We start from the raw sequence: 19119 nt of genomic DNA on the forward strand, positions 1-19119 counted from the left end.
TCAGTTCGGATTGTAGAACAAAATACGAGAACCCATCGGTTCGAACTTGAAGTCGACTTGGCGCAGGCCTACGGCGCGAGCAATGGCCTGATGTCGTTCGGGATCCGCATAAAACATCATGAAGCCTCCTGCGCCCGCGCCTAGAAGTTTTCCGCCCAGGGCTCCAGCGTTGATGGCTGCATCATACCAGCCGTCTATCGCAGTATTGCTGATGTCGGCAGTAAGCGAGCGTTTTAGCATCCAGTTTTCGTGCAGAATCTCACCAAAAGATGTGACGTTTCCGTTGGCCATCTCGTCGCGAGCGACATACGCGAGCTCCACCATCCGCCGCAAGGCGTCCTGCTTGGCGGTACTGGAGCCCGAGACGGCGGTTTGTTCCTTGAGTATATGAGAGGCGCTTCTGGTCACGCCTGTATAAAAGGTGATCACTCCGTCCTGCATGCGCTGCTTTGTTTCGGCAGGCATAATGACAGGGGACACCTTGACGGTATCGTCCGTGTTGAACTCGATCAGATTAAAACCGCCATAAGCGGCAGCATACTGATCCTGCTTTCCTATAGGTTCTCCGCAGCGTTCGATTTCGACCTCGCAACTGCGCTCGGACATTTCCTGCGCCGACATGTAGCGCCCTTGGTAAGCTGAGGCGGCCTGAATCAATCCGACGGTAAAGGAACTGGAAGAACCCAGCCCCGTCCCTCGTGACGGAATGTCCGCAGTCGTGGTGATTTCGACGCCACCCTTAAGATCCAACATCTCGAATGTGGCCTTCACCAAGCGATGTTCTACTTGATCAAGCGAATTAACTTCCTCGGTCTTGGAATAAGCGAGGCGGATCCCCCCATCAAACTTTCGATTGATAGAGACATAAACATACTTGTCGATCGCGGTGCTGAGAACAGCTCCGCCATATCTTCTGTAGAAGGACGAAATATCGCTACCTCCACCTACGAAACTCATTCGCAGCGGTGTACGACTGATAATCATGTGCTGGAGCCTTGCGTTATATCGAGTTTCATCGCCGATGCGCAGATCAGGCGAGCGGCGGCAAGCAAGTTCGCAGCGCGATGCGATGGCTGCACTGCCCACTTGTTATCGAGACCGCCTGTGCCGGTCTCGACCAGAACCGTCTGCAAATTCATACGGCGACCGGCTTCAATGTCGCTTGTGCTGTCGCCTACCATCCAGGATGCAGCGAAATCGATTTTCATCGCGGTCGCCGCTTGTTCGAACAACCCCGTAGCCGGCTTCCGGCACTCACACGGCCCCTTTAGGGCGGCCACCTCTCCGCTGAAACCCGCGTCAGGATGGTGAGGGCAGAGATAAAGAGCGTCGATATAGGCGCCGCCTGCGCCCAAAAGACTTTCCATTCGCGCGTGAATCCGCTGTACCGCGTCAAAATCCGCTTCGCCGCGAGCGATGACAGGCTGGTTGGTGACCACAACGACGCGGAATTCGGCATCATTTAGCATTCGGATCGCTTCTACGGCTCCGGGTATCAGCTCGAAGTCATCCGGCGTCCGAACGTAGTCTCGCTGGACATTGATCACGCCGTCACGATCTAGGAATACGACACGCTGCATTGCAGTAAGTCGCGCGCGTTCGACAACGCCGGAGGCAAGGTGACGCTCTACCTTGTCCAATCGTTTAGGCGTGCCCAAATCTTTTATATATTCAAAACTCGAATAGCCCCGAATCCGGGCACCCTGAGCGAGCATGCGCGGAAATAAATCCTTTGCGAAGTCCAGAGGCGTTGGGGATTCCCGCCACGGCTGTAGCGCTGATCTTTCGCAGATATAGAACGCCGCGTTGACAAGATTGCGTAAGTCCGCTTCCGGCGGATGCGGGTAGCTGTGAAAAGCCGTGACCCAACCGTCTCCGTCAATCTCAACCAAGTCGGAATCGGCGGGATGGTCATTTGGATGCAGAAGAAGGCTGATATCAGCATTGCTTGCTTCATGTTCCGCCATCATCGCTGCGATATCGATGTCGAAAAGGGTGTCCCCATAGACCACCAAAAAGCGGTCTTCCAGCGCTTCAAGACACGCCAACGCTGCACCAGCAGTGCCCCGGGGAGCGCCGTCGTCGATCAGCTTGGCCCGCGGAACGGGCGGGCGAGCCGCGAAAAAAACTTCGATCTGATCTGCCGCGTGGTTCACCAGAACAACGACGTTGTCTATCCCTTGTCCGGCCAAAGCATCAAGTTGGCGTTCCAGTAGCGGCACGCCCAGGACGTCGATCAACGGCTTCGGTCGGCCATGCAGCCTTTCCGCAAGGCGCGTCCCCTTGCCGCCAGCTAGAATAATCGCCTGCATCAGCGTCCCATTTCCTGCGCCACGATCTCAGCGACCGCACGCTGAACGGCCTCTTGCGATGATAGCGAAGGCTCCCACCCTGTGTTGATGAGCCGGTCTACGGAGTAACGAAAACGAGGGACGTCGCCGACCCACCCGCGGCTTTCTTCCCCGAAGATGATGGATGCACTAGGCGAAGCGACATCTCTGACCGTTTCGGCGATCATGCGGACGGTCACGCCGTCATCGGTCGGTCCTATGTTAAATAGCTGATAACGCCCTGGGATTTCCGCGATATGCCGCATAGCTCGGACGAGATCGTCGACATGCAGATAGGCTTTCTGCTGCGTCCCGTTGCCGAGAACCTGAAGTTCCTCAGGCGCGTTTCTAAGCTTGTGCACAAAATCGAGAATTACGCCGTGCGTGGCCGGAACGCCGATGACGTTGGGAAAGCGGAAGATATCTGCTCGCGGTAAGAAAGCTTCCACCGCCGCCCGGATCTGAGCTTCAGACGCCAGTTTCATCGCGCCATAGTTTGAGATAGGGAGAAGCGGGCCAATGTCCTCGTGAATCATGGTTTCGCCGAAGTCGCCGTAGATCGCGGAACTGGATGCGAAATGAAGGTTGGGAATCTCACGCGCCTTCATGACCTCAAGAATCGCGAATGTGGTCATGAATGTTTGATGAAGGTCGATACGCGGGTCGGCGATACCTGCGGGAATGTCGGAGTTTGCAGCCATGTGCCAGACGTCGGTGATGCCTTCGGCTTCGCCGATCGCCGCATCGAGCGCGTCTCTATCGGCGCAATCCGCCTGTCGAAAATCGAAGTTGGGATTGTTGGTCAGGTGGTGGATCGTTTCGATACGGCCTCGCGAGAGGTCATCGATGGCTAGAACCCTGTGACCGTCCTTGAGCAGGGACGTCGCCAGATTGGCCCCAATAAACCCGGCGCCGCCGGTAATTAAATGATGTGTCATTGAGGCAATCCAGATCCAAGCTTCGCGCCCGATCAGATGCACCTGCTCGTAGTGAGCGCGTGGCGATGCAGGGGCGATAGCGCAATAGCGGGATTGTATGTTGATTCCAATGCATGAAGCGCCGCAAGGCAACGCTTTTTAACCTACCCAAGCTTATGCTAGCGGGCTATGCGGACCTGTTGTGTCTAGCTTGCATCGATAGTGCTCGCGCTCTGAGAAGCCTTTCCTGGTGGGATTTTTAATGACTCACGATCTCGACGGCGTGCGGCGGTCGGCCATGCCCCACGCCCTGCTCTCGCTTTCAAAACTAGCGGAGACAGCGCGTCCGCAAAATACGGCGGCGTTCCAGCTGATGGAGCCTGTTTTGGCTGGCCGCGAAGCTCTTCCGTCTCAGGTTCTGGCGGTTGAGTGCGTTCGCCGCACCAGTCAGATCGCGGACGAGGTGCGCCAGCAGCTGGAGGGTTCGATTGCGCCGGTCTCCGCCAAGGGCAAGACGGTGAAATCAAGTCGTGCCCGTAAAGCCGGGACAGAGCGTTTGCCGACTCACGCTGAGCTTGAACGACTTCAAGTCGATGGGCTTTTCATGGAGGGATATTATCGTCTGCATGCGGGCGTCGATCCGGAAACGGATGCGTGGCAGCATTTTCTTGAATCGGAAGGCTTCGGCGCGGACCCGCATCCCTTATTAAACACGAACCACGCACGTTTGATTGGCGCTGTCGCTGCGGATAGAACCGTGGCGCAACTATTTGCTGTCGATGGTGCGGCGGCCAGCGCCGCAGCTCATCCGCTATTCGACCCGGTTCACTATATATCGACCAACGGAATTACGCTGAATCCCGGAGAAACTGCTCTTGGCCATTATGTTTCTCACGGTCGCCACGAGGGCTTGTCAACTCACCCGCTGATTGATCTGAACTGGATCGACGCCACATTCCCCCAACGGGACAGTCGTTTCGATTTGGTGGAGTATATCGTAAACCCCAGCTTGTTCGGTTATAGTCCGACGCCGCTGTTCGACAATGCCTACTATCTGGGCTGGAACAGCGACGTAGCCGAAGCCGGTGTGAATGCGTTCATTCATTATGTGCTCCACGGGCACATAGAAAACAGAAAACCAAACAAATGGTTCGGCGACGCTTGGTATCGCAACCGAAATAGAACGGCGTCCCAGGGACTGGCGGGGCTCGTAGATTATGCCGAACGTGGTCGTAGCCAGTCACATCAACCGCACCCCTTATTCGATCCTGCATTTTATCTGCAGATCTATCAGGATGTAGCCGCCGCCGGGATCGATCCGTACATCCACTTTGTCGCGCACGGCGCGGCCGAAGGTCGTACGCCTGGTTTTATTGCACATGCAGTGATCGAACGCGGCGGAGACCTGATCGATCGTCCATTACTATCTGACGCACTAATAGGCTTGGCGAACCCTTTTGACGTGATCAAGCCTGAACAGCTGATCACTAAAGTCGGCGAGGACCGCCGGGAATCACGCCGTTTGGCGCTCTGGAGGGCGGCCCGCCCCCTTCGTGTCATCAGAAAACGGCTGCGAAGCTTGGGAGTCTCAGCGAAACGCGCGCAAAATCTGCAACAGTTTTCCGGCGTTTTGTCGACAGTCGATGACAGCGTTGCGCCATACTTCGTCAAGAAAGATATTTTCGAGATCTGGCAAAGCAATAATCGCCTTACGGATGTCGCTCGCCTCGATTTGGCACGCCGTCTTGCTGTATCCAAGCAAGACATAAAGTTCTCTATCGTAACCCCTGTTTACAAGACGCCGCCACAACACCTTCGTGATATGGTATCATCTGTTGTCGGACAAATTTACAATAATTGGGAACTCTGCTTGATCGACGACGCTAGTCCAGATGAGAGGACGTGGCCGTTGTTGCAAGAATTGGCCGCACGGGACGAGCGCATCCGCATTCATAAGCAGCCTAAGAACGGAGGCATCAGTTCCGCTTCCAATGCTGGCCTAGCTTTGGCAGACGGAGATTTCATCGTTCTGCTCGATCATGACGACCTCTTGACACCAGATGCATTGGCCGAAGTAGCCATTTATCTGAGCGAGAATCCTGATACTGATGTCGTCTATTCCGATGATGACAAAATCGACGATAACGGCCGCCGTTTTGCACCACAATTCAAGCCTGACTGGTCGCCTGTTCTTCTGCTTTCCTACATGTATCTCAGCCATCTATCCGTGTTCCGTCGCAGCATGCTGGATCAAGTTGAAGGCTTTCGGTCGGATTTCGACGGCGCGCAAGACTACGACTTCTTCTTGCGGATAACCGAAAAGGCGCGAGCCGTCGGCCATATTCCGCGCATCCTTTATCACTGGAGAGCAGCGGAGGGGTCTACCGCCACTTCAGGAGATGCCAAGCCCGAAAGTTTCGAACGTGGTCAAAAGGCCGTTCAGGAGGCTTTGGATCGACGAGGAATCGCAGCCGAAGCCTATTGGCCCGATTGGGCGAAACGCGCCAAGGTCGGCATGTTCGGTATCAGGTTCCCCGACGATGGTCCTTCTGTCACAATCGTGATCCCAACATACAATCAGGTCGGACTGCTGCGTGACTGCGTCGAATCTCTCTCGATGACAACCTACCAAAATTTCGATGTCCTCATCGTGGACAACGGAAGCAACGATCCAGATGCTCGATCTTATTTAAAACAACTGAATACATACGCCGGGCACAAAGTTCTTCGGATTCCTCAATTTTCTACCGGCTTCAGTTTTGCCCGTCTTCTTAACGAGGCTGTTCCCGCTGCTAAAGGAGAGTATGTCCTTCTTCTAAACAACGACACAAAGGTCATCAATCCAGAATGGCTAAGCCAGATGGTTGGCTATGCCCGGATGAACGGGGTCGGTTCTGTCGGCGCAAAATTGTATTTTGGAGACCATACGATCCAGCACGCCGGCATCGTCAAAGGCTATAATGATGGCCTCGTTGGTCACGCTTTCCGTAACGCAGCTGCTCATGACTGGGGATACATGGGATTTGCGCGCACCCCTCGTGAATACTCTGCCGTAACCGCAGCTTGTGTCCTTACGCCCAAGGAACTTTTCCTATCCATCGGCGGTTACGATGAAGAAAATTTCGCGGTCGCGTACAACGACGTAGACTACGGGTTCCGTTTGGTTGATCGTGGATACACGAACATTTACTGTTCTGATGCGGAACTTTTCCACTTTGAAGGCAAGACGCGTCCAAAGCGCGATAACCCCAGAGAGGTGGTTGCTTTACGGACGATCTATGGTGATTGGCGCGAACGCTGGTACAATCCAAATCTGACTTTGGAGCATGAGGATTTTTCTTTGTGTTCCCGGCGAAGTGGGCGTCTTGGACAGCAGCCCATTCGAGTCGCCTTTGTTTGTCATAGTTTGAATCGCGAGGGCGCGCCAAACACCCTCCTCGATCTGGTCGTTGGCCTGAAGCGCTCACGCCTCGTCGATCCTATCGTTCTTTCTCCTGGAGAAGGCGCGCTCAAGGCGGCCTATGCCGAGGCTGGCGTCGAGGTCGTCAAGTTAGATCTGCCTTCTCCAAAAGCTGAAGTTGAAGACTATAAATCTGCCATTCGAAGCATCGCCGATGCGCTGATCGCGGCGAACGTGTCAGTTGTAGTTGCTAATACGCTGACCATGTACCAGTCTATCAACGCGGCATCTCTCGCCGGTATCGCAAGCATCTGGTGCCAACATGAGAGCGAACCTTGGGACACCTACTATAATGCACTTTCGGAAGGGCAGAGAGCCTTCGCCTATGCTGCATTCGGTCAAGCCTATCGGGTAACCTACGTGGCTGAATCCACAAGGCGTGGCTGGGATCCTGTCCGGATCAGACACAATGCCCAAGTGATTCGCCACGGAATTCGCGAAGACCGGATGGAACAAGAAATCGGTCGATGGAGCGCGGCGGCTGCAAGGAAGAAGCTCGGCGTGCGCGCAGGCGAACTGGTTGTCGTCGTCGCAGGAACAGTTTGCGCGCGTAAGGGCCAGGTGGACCTTGTTCAGGCGGTGGCGCAGTTGCCGAACAGTTTAACGGACACGGTTCGAGTTTTCATCGCCGGGGCTCCGGGAGAGCCCGAGTATGTTGCGGAGCTAGAACGCGCCGTCGCCCAACTTTCGCCCGCTGCGGCCGAGCGGTTAACGGTGGAGGGCGCGGTCGACGACATGACAGTTTATTTCGCCGCTGCGGACATCTACGTTTGCACATCACGAGTCGAAAGCGCGCCTCGCGTGCTGGTGGAGGCCATGGCGCACGGACTACCGATCGTCACTACGGACGTTTTCGGGATTCCCGAAATGGTTGATGATAACGTCAATGCGCTCTTTTACAAGCCTGCAGACGTCGCGACCTTGGCTCGCCATTTGAAGACTCTTCTGACAAACAAGTCCGTACGAACCGCATTTGGCTTGGCCAGCCCTTACGTCCTGCGCAGCCGCCCGGGTTACGCAGAGATGGTCCAAGGATACGCCGAGATCATATCGGAAGCCGCAATGTTAAGTGACGTGTCCGTGCGGGCCGACACTTGAGGGCGCGCCTCATCGGCGCGGGACGACCAGCTCCAATCCGGGTCGCTGGTCGTCACCTTCGCGGCATTGATTGAGTCATGACCGCAGATCGGGCTCGTCGAAAGTTCGGCGAAGCGATCTGAGCATGGGCTAAACCGCTGCGCGGCGCTTTTGGGCTCTCCGCATGCCGCGCATCGTCACACGACAGAATGTTGGCGGGGAGACATCGACAAGCGGGAGAGCCACCCGGGCTTCAGCAGACGTCAAATTAGAGCTTCTGGCGTGGTTTCTACCCATCAACGGGGGTCAAGACCAAGTCTCCGAATGTTAATTCCCCGTCCAACTTGGGAACTATCAGCATTGTCTTCATGTTCGCCAGGACATGCTCGTCTAAACGTCCTGTGAGAGAAATTTCATATGTTCCGGAATCTTGGAGAGTTTGCTCAATTTCGGCGTCCCCCCATTCAAATCGAAGAACGGTTGGTCCATGCGTATCCAGTAGGATCTGAAAGTCGATGCGCCAGAGTCCTCGGGGCAAGGATATGTGAGGCCCTTGCGTCAGTATCCTGCGGCGCCCCGCAAGAGTTACGAGGACGCCATTGTTGATGTCTTTAACGGCATTCGACTCGCTGTAATCCAAGCAGCTGGAGGTCCAATTTATTGGATGGGGCGGTGGCGGAATGGATTTGTAGAGGCTGAGCAAGCCGCCGGCGTCAGCCGGCTGAACAAAGGAAGGCTCCGGATTGCTGATCCACCCGAGATCGGAAATCTGAATATTGGCGTCGTAAAGCGTGCTTACAGTCGCGCCAGACAACGCCAAGTCGGTTGCGAAGAGATAGCGATTTGAAGCATGGATCGGGGCTTCGTCGGCGGCGGCGCCAAAACGATCGATCAAGGCCCTGATCGCATCTTCGGGACCGCAGGTCTGAACAAGCCACTCAGCGTCCTCGCTCATCTCGTCGGGGCGACTCCATACGATTACGACACAATCAAAGTCTGGATCGACATCCAGTTTCGCGCTGCCCCAATGCTCGTAATAGCGCCAGCCATGGGCATAGCAGTGTTGCGCGATACTGTGGCGCCAGGCTTCATCATTGGGACCCGGCACCTGAAGTATATTGATGCGGCGTGCCATCAAGCCGCTCGAAGCCAAGTGTAGACATCTATGCCTTCTTCGATGTCGTCGAAGAGTTTGGCGCGGCCGCCTTCAACAATAATGGCGCGGGTGCAGTGCGCAGCAATGATATTCATATCGTGGGAGGCCATCATGAACGCTCTGCCGGCGCGACGTTCGAACAACTCTTCCTGGCATTTGCGTTGAAAACGCGCGTCGCCGACGGACACCAGTTCGTCGATCAAATAGCATTCGAACTCGATCGCCAAAGATAGACCAAACGCTAGGCGAGCGCGCATGCCGCTAGAATAGTGCTTGATCGGCTGCTGCATGGCGCGACCGAGTTCAGCGAAATTCTCGACGCGGTCAAATACGTCGTTGAAGTGCATTCCGTAGATGCGGGTGATGAAGCGTATGTTGTCGATGCCCGTCAGACTGCCCTGAAAGCCGCCCCCGAAGCCGATCGGCCACGACGGCTTCATGTTCCATTGAATGGAGCCTTCCGTTTGAGGCAGAACCCCGCCGAGAATCTTAATCAGCGTCGACTTTCCCTGACCATTTCGCCCAAGCACAGCCAAGCGTCCTCCCTTGCCAAGTTCGAACGACAGGTCGCTGAAAACCTCGTGGCCGTGAGTGCCTTTGAATGACTTGCTAAGATTTCGAACGATCAAGCCAGGTTCGGAGACGCCGGAAGCCGTCACGATTGACGGCTCTCTCGAAGTCCTGCTGCGATCAGCCAGCCAGTACCATACACCGTCAAAGCTATGGCCAGCACGGCCAAGATAGACAGCCATCGTTTTGGCTCTAGCGGTTCATCCGGCCGGGAGGGATTTACGATGCGTTCGAGATAAAGTTTCTGGCGGCGGCTATCGAGGCGAGCCGCTTCGAGTGCTTGTGTTGCAGCCAGCAACGCCCGTTGAGAAAATTCTCGCTCGGTAGCCAACTGCTCATATTGGCTTATCTTGGGAACGAGCGAATCTGCGCCACCGGCTATAGCGCCACGGGCTTGTTGGACCTGATCTTCATAGGCCCGTATCCGACCGTCTATGATCGAGAGTTGAGGGCTGAGCGGCGCCTCGGCGGCGATCTGACTACGCTCGGCTTTCAGATTTGCGATCGTTAGGAGGAGCTGACTGACAAGTTCACCGCCTGCCGTAGCGGTCGATTCAGGATCGATAAAACGCTCGGCATTGCGAAAATCTGCTAGCTCAGCTTGCGCTCTTGCGACGCGAGCCTGCGCCTCAACGACGGTGCGTTCGCCTTCGGCCACCGCATCTCCTTCAGCGCGGAGGTTCAGGCGGTTAACAAGAGACTCTCCGCCGGCCAGCAAGGCCTCAGATACGATCTGCGCGTCTCGGGGACGAAACGCCTGAACCCGAAGAGTACTGATGCCTGTGGTCGAATCATATGCGACAGAAATATAGCGCCGCGTTCCTTTGAAAAGCGATTCGAACGAAGGGCGAGCGAAAACAGCAGGAACACGCGACAGCGGATCCGCCCGGCCGGGCCCGTAGATTTCTTCTACTGGAACAGCGCCCATCACCTGACGAAGGCCGTCGCGGGAATTTATGTAGGCGTGCACGGCGAATGCATCTGTTTGACCGCCAGGGATGCCGACGCCCTGCAGAGCGACGCCCAAGGACGACGGTTGTCGTTCCGTGGCGGAACGCACGACAAACTTAGCCTCCGCAACGTAACGTGGTGTCGCGATCAGCAGGAAGTAGAAGCTGGCGGCAAGCACAGGCGCTACGACGACGATCAGGAAGGATATTGGGATCCGACGAAGGAATGTCGCCGCAGTGCCTCTTGGCGTCGCCGCCTTGTTAAGCGGCGCGATGAGCTTGATATGCGAGTCTGACATGTCGGATTCGATTTCCGGAAAAGCTATTCGATTTCAAGCTTGTTTTGGCTGCGTGCCAAAAGAGCCAAGCCCAGGAGGCACAAGCCTGCACTCCAGGCCGCCATATACCAGGCGTGATAGAAAGTTGGTACGCTATCACCGAAGACACCGTCACGAACCATTTCGATAGCATTTGGAATCGGCAGCAAAAGGTACAGATCCCGGTAGCCGCTGGGGAGCCAGCTGGCCATGATGAAAGCGCCGGACAGAGGGATCATGAGATACATGAAAACGGGGACGATCCGCTCCATAACATCAAACTCCATTGCCAACCCAGCAAAAACTAACGCCAGCCCAGTAGAAAACCAGGCCAGTAGAAGCCACCCACAATAAAGCGTCACTATGCTGTCAGGAAATTCAACAGATCCCATAACAAAGAGGAGCGTATAAACTACTATAAATGCTACGCTTGCCCCCGCAAATTCCATAATTGATCGAGATAAATATATATGAAGTATCCTAACTTGCCGATGATATAGCAATCCTACGTTCGCTTGCACGGCGTTCACGCTGTAAGATACTGTGTGCCTGAGCAGGAGAAGGCACATATACCCCGTCATGATAAAGGGAGCCACCCGCACGCCGTGCTCATACTCTGGCTTCATTAACGTCCATAGGGTCAGAACCCCCAGACAAAACATTAGGGGTTCGGCGATCAGCCAAAGGAACCCTAATCCTTCTCGGCCATATCGAGTGACAATTTCGCGCATCATTAACGCATATGTCACGCGAAAATTCTTGCTCAGCGAGGTCGCAAACGTTCGCATTGTGCAGGGTCGACTCCGATCATCTCACAGGCGTATTGCACCCTCCACCTTCGAGAAGGCAACCCTTTGTGGGAAACAGGGGCTTAGTGTTGACGCAGCCTGAAATAACAAACGCGGGTCGGCGGCGTCCGCTGAAACGCTTACCTGGGGCTTGGACCCAACTGAGTTGATTTGGGTGTTGCGATTCAAGCGTCAGAGGAGGCTTGAATCATGGCCGATCATGTCAGGTGGTCGGACGCGCTGTGGGTGGTGATCGAGCCGCATATTCCCAAGCTCAACACCGGCAAGCGGCGGACAGATGATCGGCAGCTCATCACCGGCACGTGCATCGGCTTGGTGAGGGGTGTCGCTGGCGGGCTCTTCTGGAGATGTATTTGACCCTAGCGACGGTGTTCAACCTCTAGAACCGCGGGAACAAGCGGGTCTGTGGCAGCGGATCCTGTCCCCGCTCGCAGAGGCGGCTGACCCGCCGGTGACGGCCATGATCGATTGGTCTTCGGTCAAGGCGCGACGCCCGGCCGTAGGTGCAAAAAATGGGAGGCTCGCTCTAGGCCTTGGCCAGTCGCGCGGCAGTTGGATGACCGAGGTCCAAATGCTGGCAGACGACGCCGGCAACCCTCGGGTCGTTCAGATCGCGCCTGGTTAGGCCTCCGACATCGCGTCCGCCCACGACCTGATCGGCTACAGACGACCCAGCCTGCATATGCTCGAAAATAAGGGCTTACGACAGCGACGCCATGCGTCGATTGCTGATCGAACGGGACACGGCACCGGTGATCCCTAACAAGATCAATCACTCCACCCGACGGCGTGGTCCGACCTTCGACCTGCGTTTGCGCCGACAGAGCGTCAGCCCCTGCAGCGGACATTCGTAGGTATGGGGCATGCTGAATTTCGATAAAAACGCGCTGGAGGTTGCGGTGGAGTCTGCTAGGGGATTGCGGAATAACTGCGAATCCTCGCGTCGCTGCGGCTGAAATTGAGGTTGCCGATGATCACCACGTCAGGCCCTGGCGGCTCCGATATAATTTCTGGCTCTGTTGACTCGCTTGAAGGCGACTATTTGCTCGGCTGGGCCGCCGCTGGCGGCGATCAACAACCGGTGATTGTCGAGGCTTTTCTAGACAAAAAGCTCATCGGGACGGCTTTGGCAGATCAGTTCAGGGGAGATCTTCCTGGCAAGGTAGCCTTCAAGCTTCATCTAGATCCGCTACCGAGCGCGCCTGCGTTTCTTGCCGGTAATGTCGTGGTCAAGGCCCACCTGCCGGAGGGTAAGCGCGAAACGCTCACACTAAACAACCTCTTTTTAGAGCAAGTGCAGCAAAATTACGTTCTTAACAGCGTCTTAGGTTTCGATAGGGAAAGATACTCTAGTCTTCTAGGCGAAATATTTTCGAAGCGTCCAGCAACAAACCCGTTTTCAGAGCGAATTCCTACTGTAGAGGGGGATGAGCTATCTACCTGCTTAATGCCCGTTGGACATCGTTCTCCAGGAAACCTTGCGGTGGTGGGACGTCGGGGGCACATATTCCTGCTCGACGGCACAAATCATCTGATCGATCAGTATCTTGCAGACGCGGCTGATCCGCAGATCGAATCTACTGCCAATGAGTGGATTGCATGTCTGACTCGGCGTAATAAAATTCTGAAGGAAAAAGGGATTGAATTCCGCCAAATCATTATACCTGAAAAAAGCACGGTTCTATCAGATCTCTATCCTGTCGATATAAGTGGCCCAACCGCTCAATTTTCTTCGATTGAGAGGAAGTTGAAGGATATTGATGGCGGTGAATTCTACGTTCCCGTTCGCGAGTATCTGACCGACCACGAAGATCGCGCCCTTACTTATAGTACCGTAGATACGCATTTCTCGCCGATGGGCTGCTACCTGACGCATAAGGTTATTATGGCATCATTGGGCGTGACTGTCGGTCCTGTGCCATTTAATCGCAGAGTTGTAGCAATGGGCGATGTCGGCAGCCGTTTTCCTGCAGCTCATCTTTGTTCTGCCGACTACTACCCTGACTTGGGTCACATGGAAGGCGGCATCGTCGATCCTAAGCGTATAGAACTCGTCGAGGGCGCTAGGCAGATCGGAACGCGCATCGTTTACGCGAACCCTGGCGCGCCGGTTCAAAAGAAGGTTGTTGCGTTTGCAAATTCATTCTTTGAGTTGGGCTTTGAGGCCAATCGGATCAGTTGGTGGATGTCCCGATGGTTCTCCGAATTCCACTTCATCTGGAGTCCAGAAGTCGATTTCGACTACGTGGAGCGGGTGAAACCGAACATCGTGATCGCTCAGACGATCGAACGTTTCCTGGTGCGCGCGCCAACTAGTTGACCTGTGGGGGCGTCATCAAGCGTCGCGACGGCCCGCCACGATATGGAAACCCATTTCCGGATGGGTGACAGCATTCCAGTCGGCCGGACCATTTCCGGACCCACGCACGAAATCGGCTGTTTCGAATGTATGTTCCACAACGGCCAGTCCCTCTTCGGCCAAGCGTTCTTCCCACCACTTTTGAGATTCAAGAGTTATATGCCAAACGGCGCCCGTACGTTCGTCCTTGTCTTCGAACAAGGCGACCGATGCGACAAAGACGCCTTTCGGCGCAAGGTGCCGGCGAACATTTCGAAAGAATTCGGGAAGCAATTCACGCGGCAAATGTTCGAGAACTTCCCATGCTGTTATAACATCGAACGAAGCGACTTGCGTTCCGTCGTCAAATATGCTGAACGGCTTGAGTATGTCGCATGTATTTAAATGTTTAGGAATAGACCGCCACTCCGCACGTTGATTTTTGAGTGAGAAGTCGCTGCCCTCCAATCCTATGGCTCGATGCCCTCTGAGAAGAAAATCACGCACGAGTCCGCCACCAGAACAGCCAAGATCCATTGCCTTCAGTTCATGGCCGTACTGACGTTCACATGCTCGAACGAAGCGTGGAGAGCGCGTATTATCCTGAGCGGTTCCTCGCGGATGCACATGGTCATCACTAAATATAGCGACCGGAAACTGTGTTTCGAGATGAAATGGGTCCGGCCAGATGTCGTCGATAATTGACAATTGAATGTCGATATCTCTTTGACGTTCCCTCAAATCTTTGAAGAACGCAGTCATGCCGTCGATAGCTTGTCGTACCCCAACATCAGGGCTATGCATTTCACCGATGACTCCACTCACGGCTGTTCTGACTTGCTCAAGCTGTTCGTAAAGTTCTGCGCGACGCACATCCGTTGTTGAAGATCGTTTTAGGGCTTCAATAGCGGCTCCGCGAAAAGCGGCGAGGTTTCCTGTTACTTCCCAGTAACTCGAAGCTTGCAGAAACGCGGCGGCAGCGGATGACGGGTCGTCTATCGCCTCGTGAGCTCGCCCTAACCAATGGTGTGACCAGAAGAAAAGCAGCGGGTCAGTGGCGGCGTGTGTTAGCTCCGAAAGCGCCTCGTGCGCTCGGCCGAGATGAACTAAAGCGACGCCCCGATAATAGCATAATGTCGTGGCTGGTATTGCCTGAATTTCTGAGGGCGTCAGCGCAACAATTTCCGAGAAGCGCCGATCATGCAGCATCGCTTCGATTGTTTCTGGTGACATCATTTAGGGCGCCTAGCTATTAGGCACCGAACATAGAGGCGAGAGATATGATCGCGCAATGCGCGAAAACAGGACCTCTCCACGCCTCGATACACATTTGGTGCACGGATGCGTATTTGATGCGGCAGGCGCGCTTGCAGAGCTTGGCAGATGTAGGGCGCTCGTTTGCTCAAACGCAACAATTTCACCGGCCTATCTTCAAAGAGAACTGATCGCGGAGGCCGGTAGGCATTAAAGATTCAACAGCGCCGGATCCCCGCCCTGCGCGGCGATATTGACGCTGATGGCCTTCTCGGCGGCGTAGCGGATCAGGCTGTTGGGTCCGCCGGCCTTCGGTCCAGTCCCCGACAACCCTTCGCCGCCGAACGGCTGCACCCCGACCACCGCGCCCGTGATCGAGCGGTTCACATAGACGTTGCCGGCGGGGACCAGGTCGACGACCTCGGCGGCGAAGGCTTCGATGCGGCTGTGGATGCCAAGTGTCAGGCCGTAGCCGCGCGCGGCGAGCTTGCCGGCGACCGCCTTAAGGTCGGACGGAGCGTAGCGGTAGATGTGCAGGATGGGGCCGAAGACTTCGCGTTCAAGGAAGTCGGGCGTGGGGATTTCGGCGATGGTGGGGGCGAACAGGTCGCCCTTGTCCGAGCCCAGCGGCAGGTCGGCGCGGGCGATGATCTTGGCGTCGCGCGACAGGCGTTCGACGTGGGCCTCCAGGGCGCGGCGGGACTCGGTGTCGATGACGGGGCCGATGTCGGTCTTGGGATCGGCGGGATCGGCAACGGTCTGGACTGCCAGGGCGCCCTTCAGGCCCTCGATCAGGGCGTCAGCCGAATCCTTGGGCACATAGAGGACGCGCAGGGCTGAGCAGCGCTGGCCGGCCGAGCCGAAGGCGGACTGGATCACGTCGTCGATGACCTGTTCCTTCAGCGCCGTGGTGTCGATGAACATGCCGTTCAGGCCGCCGGTCTCGGCGATGAAGGGGATGATGGCGCCGGGGCGGGCGGCGATCGAGCGGTTGATGGCGGCGGCCGTGTCGGTGCCGCCGGTGAAGGCGACTCCGTCGATTCCGGGGTGGGTGACCAGGGCCGCGCCGACCGTCTCGCCGCGCCCGGGGACCAGGGCCAGCAGGTCGGGGTTCAGACCAGCCCTATGGTATAGGCGCACGGCCTCGGCGGCGATCAGCGGCGTCTGCTCCGCGGGCTTGGCCAGGACAGCATTGCCGGCGGCGAGGGCGGCGGCGATCTGGCCGGTGAAGATGGCCAGGGGGAAGTTCCACGGCGAGATGCAGGCGAAGACGCCCCGTCCGTGCAGGAACAGCTGGTTGGTCTCGCCGGTCGGGCCCTTCAGCGTTTCCGGGGCGGTGAAGTCACGCTCGGACAGCAGGGCGTAATAACGGCAGAAGTCGGCGGCCTCGCGCACCTCGGCGACGCCATCGTTCAGGGTCTTGCCCGCCTCGCGGCTGAGCAGGGCGACCAGCCGATCCAGATCGGCCTCCAGCGCATCGGCCATGGCGCGCAGGACGATGGCGCGCTTGGCGCCGCCCTGACGGTCCCATTTGACCTGAGCCTCGGCGGCGGCCTGGACGGCGGCGTCGATGTCAGCCGTCTCGGCTTCCGACACATGGCCCAGCACCTGTGATCGATCGAAGGGATTGGTCACGTCCTGGGCGTCGATGCCGGCGCGCAGTTTGCCGCCGACGATGGGGCCGGAGGTCAGTTTCTCGCGATCGACCCCTTCGAGCGCCTTGGCGTGGGCTTCACGGTCGGCGGCCTGGGAATAGTCGCGGCCGAGGGAGTTCTGACGATCGCCGTACATGTCTTTCGGAACCGGAATCTTGGGGTGACGGTCGGGCGCCTGCTCGACCAGGGAAATGGGATCGGCCGCGACGGCCGAGGCGGGCACGCGTTCGTCCAGCAGGGCGTGGACGAAGGAGGAGTTGGCGCCGTTTTCCAGCAGGCGCCGGACCAAATAGGGCAGCAGCTCCTCGTGTCCGCCGACGGGGGCATAGGCGCGGACGATGACGGTTTCATCGGCCCAGGCTTCATGTGCGGCGTCGTACAGGGCTTCGCCCATGCCGTGCAGGCGCTGGTGCTCGACCGTCACGCCCTGGTCACGCGCCATGCGACGCACGGCGGCCAGGGTGTGGGCGTTGTGGCTGGCGAACTGGGAATAAATCGCCGGCGCCGCCTCGATCATCGCGCGGGCACAGACAAGGTAATTCAGGTCGGTCGCCGCCTTGGTCGTATATACCGGATAGTCGGTGCGCCCGAACACTTGGGCGCGCTTGATCTCGGTGTCCCAATAGGCGCCCTTGACCAGCCGCACCATCAGCCGCCGGCCCGAGCGACGCGCCAGGTCGGCAACCCGTTCGATCGTCTCCAGACCGCGCTTCTGATAGGCCTGAACCGCCAGACCCAGGCCGGTCCAGCCGCCCAGGCTGGGCTCATGCGCCAGCCGGTCCAGCAGTTTCAGCGACAGGGCCAGACGGTCCGCCTCCTCGGCGTCCATCGTATAGTTGATGTCGTACTTTGCCGCGATCTGGGCCAGGCGCAGGATACGGGGATACAGGGTCGCCCACACGTCGTCCTCGTGCGTCGCCTCATAGCGGGGCGACAGGGCCGACAGTTTCACCGACACGCCGTGACCGTGCTCGGGGCCTTGGCCTTTCGAGGTCTTGCCGACGGCCTCGATGGCGTCGGCGTAGATCTTCTCGTAGCGGTCAGCGTCGGCGACGGTGCGGGCGCCCTCGCCCAGCATGTCGAAGCTGCACAGCCAGCCTTCCTTGTTCGACCGCTTCAAGGCGCCCTGGATGGTGCGGCCGACGACGAACTGCTCGCCCATGATCTTGACGGCGGTGGCCACCGCCTGGCGGATGACCGGCTCGCCCAGTCGCCCGGCGATCCGTTTCAGGAAGCCGGGCAGGTCGCTGCGCGCCTCGTCGTCCACATCGACCAGCTTGCCGGTCAGCATCAGGCCCCAGGTCGAGGCGTTGACGAACAGGCTGTCGGACTGACCCAGGTGAGCGGCCCAATCGGCCGAGCCGATTTTCTCGGCGATCAGTCGATCACGCGTCTCCTCGTCCGGCACGCGCAGCAGGGCCTCGGCCAGACACATCAGGGCCAGACCCTCGCGGGTGCCCAGCGAAAACTGCTGCAGGAAGCTTTCGACCACCCCCTGTTTCTTCTGGCTGCGGCGGGCATGCTCGACCAGAGCCGTCGCCTCCACCACCACGACGGCGCGCTCGGCGGCGTCTAAAGGCATGCGGGCCAGGTTGGCGGCCACGGCCTCGCGCTCATCGCGGAACTTGTGCGCGTCCAGACTGTCCCAGGCGGCCAGGCTCGAAGGCGTGAAGGCGGGGGTGGTCATCGGCGGCAAATCCTGTGGATTTCACCCGTATATGCCGGAGTTCATTGAAGGTGCTTCGTATGATACGAAGCCAAGCCGAAGATCGTTCGGCGTCGGGGCCATATTTCCGATGATCGACATCGACGCCGTCGACCGCCGTATCCTGCGTGTGCTCCAGACCGACGGCCGCCTCTCCAACGCCGAGTTGGCGCGCCAGTGCAACCTGTCGCCCGCCGCCTGTTTCGAACGGGTCAAACGACTGCGCGAAAAGAAGATCATAACCGGCTATGCTGCGATGATCGACCCGACACAGGTCGGCCGAGACCTGCTGATCTTCGTCGAAGTCCTGCTGGACCGCACCACCGGCGACGTCTTCGAAGCCTTCGCCGCCGCCGTGCGCAGCCAGCCTGAGGTGTTGGAGTGTCACATGGTCGCCGGCGGCTTCGACTATCTGATCAAGGCCCGCGTCGGCGACATGGACGCCTACCGCGCCTTCCTCGGCGACGTGCTGGTGCGGATGCCGGGGGTGCGGGAGACGCGGACCTATGCGGTGCTGGAGGAGGTGAAGTCGACGACGGTGCTGCCGCTGTAAGCGCGATCGACAGAGCCCGCAGCAACCT

Annotated in this window: 13 protein-coding genes; 4 read left to right on the top strand and 9 right to left on the bottom strand. The window is 57.5% G+C overall.

The features are described 5' to 3' along the window. From WC597_RS02025 to WC597_RS02035, 3 genes are read right to left on the bottom strand one after another with little or no spacing between them, the layout of a single operon-like run. Nucleotides 1-984, bottom strand: a complete 984-nt coding sequence (locus WC597_RS02025; RefSeq protein WP_372691524.1) for a hypothetical protein — start codon at nucleotides 982-984, stop codon at nucleotides 1-3. Beyond that, entirely contained in the window at nucleotides 981-2312 is a 1332-nt protein-coding gene (locus WC597_RS02030) for an HAD-IIIA family hydrolase (protein ID WP_372691525.1), read from the bottom strand. The genes WC597_RS02025 and WC597_RS02030 overlap by 4 nt, the downstream gene beginning before the upstream one ends. Further along, nucleotides 2312-3310: an SDR family NAD(P)-dependent oxidoreductase gene (locus tag WC597_RS02035; protein WP_372691526.1), complete on the bottom strand. Its 999-nt coding sequence runs from the start codon at nucleotides 3308-3310 to the stop codon at nucleotides 2312-2314. The genes WC597_RS02030 and WC597_RS02035 overlap by 1 nt, the downstream gene beginning before the upstream one ends. Before the next feature lie 199 nt (nucleotides 3311-3509). Between WC597_RS02035 and WC597_RS02040 the strand changes: the two genes are divergently transcribed. Then, the gene (locus tag WC597_RS02040; RefSeq protein WP_372691527.1) at nucleotides 3510-7805 is read left to right on the top strand and encodes a glycosyltransferase; all 4296 of its coding nucleotides are present in this window, start codon (nucleotides 3510-3512) and stop codon (nucleotides 7803-7805) included. A gap of 268 nt (nucleotides 7806-8073) precedes the next feature. Here WC597_RS02040 and WC597_RS02045 read toward each other — a convergent pair whose 3' ends face one another. From WC597_RS02045 to WC597_RS02060, 4 genes are read right to left on the bottom strand one after another with little or no spacing between them, the layout of a single operon-like run. After that, a complete protein-coding gene (locus WC597_RS02045) occupies nucleotides 8074-8919 on the bottom strand; it encodes a hypothetical protein (RefSeq protein WP_372691529.1) in 846 nt (281 codons plus the stop codon). Next, the gene (locus WC597_RS02050; protein ID WP_313454191.1) at nucleotides 8919-9599 is read right to left on the bottom strand and encodes an ABC transporter ATP-binding protein; all 681 of its coding nucleotides are present in this window, start codon (nucleotides 9597-9599) and stop codon (nucleotides 8919-8921) included. The genes WC597_RS02045 and WC597_RS02050 overlap by 1 nt, the downstream gene beginning before the upstream one ends. Beyond that, a complete protein-coding gene (locus WC597_RS02055) occupies nucleotides 9596-10759 on the bottom strand; it encodes a chain-length determining protein (protein ID WP_372691531.1) in 1164 nt (387 codons plus the stop codon). The genes WC597_RS02050 and WC597_RS02055 overlap by 4 nt, the downstream gene beginning before the upstream one ends. A 23-nt stretch (nucleotides 10760-10782) precedes the next feature. Next, nucleotides 10783-11526, bottom strand: coding sequence for an ABC transporter permease (locus tag WC597_RS02060; RefSeq protein WP_372691532.1), 744 nt, complete (start codon nucleotides 11524-11526; stop codon nucleotides 10783-10785). Between the two features lie 249 nt (nucleotides 11527-11775). Between WC597_RS02060 and WC597_RS02065 the strand changes: the two genes are divergently transcribed. Then, nucleotides 11776-11943, top strand: coding sequence for a hypothetical protein (locus tag WC597_RS02065; protein ID WP_372691533.1), 168 nt, complete (start codon nucleotides 11776-11778; stop codon nucleotides 11941-11943). A gap of 613 nt (nucleotides 11944-12556) precedes the next feature. Continuing rightward, nucleotides 12557-13906, top strand: a complete 1350-nt coding sequence (locus WC597_RS02070) for a hypothetical protein (RefSeq protein ID WP_372691534.1) — start codon at nucleotides 12557-12559, stop codon at nucleotides 13904-13906. Nucleotides 13907-13921: 15 nt separating this feature from the next. Here WC597_RS02070 and WC597_RS02075 read toward each other — a convergent pair whose 3' ends face one another. Both WC597_RS02075 and putA read right to left on the bottom strand, forming a co-directional pair. Beyond that, entirely contained in the window at nucleotides 13922-15160 is a 1239-nt protein-coding gene (locus WC597_RS02075; RefSeq protein ID WP_372691535.1) for a class I SAM-dependent methyltransferase, read from the bottom strand. 228 nt (nucleotides 15161-15388) lie between these two features. Next, the gene (gene putA / locus WC597_RS02080) at nucleotides 15389-18520 is read right to left on the bottom strand and encodes a bifunctional proline dehydrogenase/L-glutamate gamma-semialdehyde dehydrogenase PutA (protein WP_372691536.1); all 3132 of its coding nucleotides are present in this window, start codon (nucleotides 18518-18520) and stop codon (nucleotides 15389-15391) included. Nucleotides 18521-18629: 109 nt separating this feature from the next. Here putA and WC597_RS02085 point away from each other — a divergent pair, with 109 nt between their 5' ends. Beyond that, nucleotides 18630-19091, top strand: a complete 462-nt coding sequence (locus WC597_RS02085; RefSeq protein WP_372691537.1) for an Lrp/AsnC ligand binding domain-containing protein — start codon at nucleotides 18630-18632, stop codon at nucleotides 19089-19091. Nucleotides 19092-19119: the final 28 nt, after the last annotated feature.

It is taken from the genome of Brevundimonas sp. (assembly GCF_041648115.1).
Classification (GTDB): domain Bacteria; phylum Pseudomonadota; class Alphaproteobacteria; order Caulobacterales; family Caulobacteraceae; genus Brevundimonas.